This window comes from Alcanivorax sp. HI0044, assembly GCF_001634945.1.
In genome coordinates this window covers 1-2,230 of record NZ_LWEZ01001423.1, presented here as the reverse complement: position 1 = coordinate 2,230, position 2,230 = coordinate 1, and the positions used below count along the sequence as shown (strand labels likewise).

4 protein-coding genes are annotated in these 2,230 nt (G+C 60.4%); 3 read left to right on the top strand and 1 reads right to left on the bottom strand.

Features of this window, described 5'->3' with window-relative positions:
* On the top strand, positions 1-472 hold a 472-nt coding region (locus tag A3730_RS21060; protein ID WP_197477558.1), incomplete at its 5' end, for a helix-turn-helix domain-containing protein.
* A gap of 58 nt (positions 473-530) precedes the next feature.
* On the opposite strand, the gene A3730_RS21055 is transcribed toward A3730_RS21060, so the two are convergent.
* Entirely contained in the window at positions 531-965 is a 435-nt protein-coding gene (locus A3730_RS21055; RefSeq protein ID WP_063519767.1) for an MgtC/SapB family protein, read from the bottom strand.
* A gap of 172 nt (positions 966-1,137) precedes the next feature.
* Here A3730_RS21055 and A3730_RS32935 point away from each other — a divergent pair, with 172 nt between their 5' ends.
* Entirely contained in the window at positions 1,138-1,272 is a 135-nt protein-coding gene (locus A3730_RS32935) for a hypothetical protein (protein WP_255363131.1), read from the top strand.
* A 90-nt stretch (positions 1,273-1,362) separates the two neighbouring features.
* Positions 1,363-2,230 (top strand): DEAD/DEAH box helicase (locus tag A3730_RS21050; protein WP_156501287.1); only part of this gene is annotated, 868 nt, incomplete at its 3' end.

Sequence of the window (2,230 nt, the reverse complement as noted above, 5' to 3'; positions counted from 1 at the left end):
CCTGATGGATATGCTCGCCATTCGTCCGCGCAACCGCATGGAATTTTCCGCCGTGAGCGGTGTCGGGGATCGCAAACTGGAACGTTACGGCGACCACTTTCTTGCCGTTCTCAATGAGGCGGCGAATGGCAACAGCGCCAGCGAGGCAGAAGACGCCGGCCCGGACAGCAACGAAATTCTCACCCTGGCCCTGGCCAACATGGACCCGCCTGCCATCGCCCGGCAACAGAACCTGAACGAGCAGACCGTCTACCGGGAGCTGAGCCAGCTGGTGGTCAACGGCAAGCTGTCACTGGAACAGGCCCTGGGCCTCAGCGACGTGGAAATCGGTATCATCCAGGACGCCCTGCTCAGCCAGGCCAACCTGGCGGAAGACACCTTCAGCTACCGCCAGATCAAGGAACAACTGGCTGACGACTGGCCCACCGGCGTCCTTCACTGTGTCCGCCAGGCCATTCTGGCTCAGTGCTGATCCGGACAGGCCACAGTGCGCCGCTGCCAGCGAACTGGGGCAACGCGCTAAAGGCGTTTCAGCTTTCCTCTTCACCGCTGCGTTTGAATGAGCGAGAAAACTGCAGAATCAAAAAGTTGATCAGCGACAGCACCAAGGCAATTTCATAACGACTGTAAGCCACCGAAATACCGATCGCCCCGGTATTCCACAGACTCGCCGCTGTGGCGGTACCGCTCACGTTAGCCCCATCCTTGAGAATCGCCCCACCGCCGATAAAGCCCATGCCGGTAATAATCCCGTACATGACCCGCGCTTCCGCGTCGGACCCGGTGTACACCTGCATTCCCACCAACATATAGCCACAAGCCGCAATGGAAACCAGCGGAAAGGTACGCAAGCCGGCGCCTCGCGCCTTCTGTTCCCGGTTCCAGGCCACCGGCAACGCCAGCACAAAGGCCGCGCCAAGCTGAATCAGGTGGGTCCCCACCTGCGCCCAGTCCAGTTCCTGCATATTGCTCTCCTTGCTTGAGTGGGTACGGGGCTTTGCCCACACCCGCTGACAGTAATCCAGCCCGGCTACCATTGAGACGCATATGTAAGCAAAAGCTTACATCGTCACAACAGAAGCCCGCCGCCCGATCACGCTACCGTTAGTACACAGAATAAACAGAGGGGAAGGAAAAATGGAACAGAATGAAGCCCTGGATCTGAACTGGCTCCCCGAGCAGGTTGATGGCATCTTCGAGGACAGCCATGCCGCCGACGCCGGCCAATGGGAATCCATAGAAAGCCACGATATCAGCCACCAGGCAGCCTGAACCGGCCGTCGGCTTTACCAAGCATTACTCGTGTTCACGCCCCGGATCAGTTAGGCTTGCCGCCCTTTTCCAGCTGATCCTCCCAACTTCATGCATTTTTCAGATCTCGGGCTGTGTGATGCCCTGCAAGCGGCCGTGGCTGAGCGTGGCTACGACACCCCTTCCCCTATTCAGGCCCAGGCCATTCCCGCCGTATTGTCCGGCCGTGATGTGATGGCCGCCGCCCAGACCGGTACCGGCAAAACCGCCGGCTTTACCCTGCCGCTTCTGGAACGCCTGCGCACCGGCACGCCTGCCCGCAACAATCAGGTCCGCGCCCTGGTGCTCACGCCAACCCGCGAGCTGGCCGCCCAGGTGGCGGAAAGCGTCTCCACCTACGGCAAGAACCTGCCGTTGACGTCCAGCGTGGTATTCGGTGGTGTGAAGATCAACCCGCAAATGCAGCGCCTGCGTGGCGGTTGCGATGTGCTGGTGGCCACACCGGGACGCCTGCTGGACCTGTATCAGCAGAACGCAGTGAAGTTCGATCACCTGGAAGTGCTGATCCTGGATGAAGCCGACCGCATGCTGGACATGGGCTTTATCCACGACATCCGCAAGATCCTCTCGAAACTGCCGCCCAAACGTCAGAACCTGATGTTCTCTGCCACCTTCTCGCCGGAAATTCGTGCCCTGGCCAAAGGGCTGGTCAACGACCCGGTGGAAGTGGATATCAGCCCGCGCAACACCACCACCGAACTGGTCACCCAATGGATCGCCCCGGTGGACAAGAGGCGCAAACCCGCCCTGCTCACGCATCTGATTCAGGAGCACGGCTGGTTCCAGGTGCTGGTATTCAGCCGCACCAAGCACGGCGCCAACAAGCTGGCCAAGCAACTGGAAGCCAGCGGCATTGAAGCCGCCGCCATCCACGGCAATAAAAGCCAGAACGCCCGCACTCGCGCCCTGGCCGACTTCA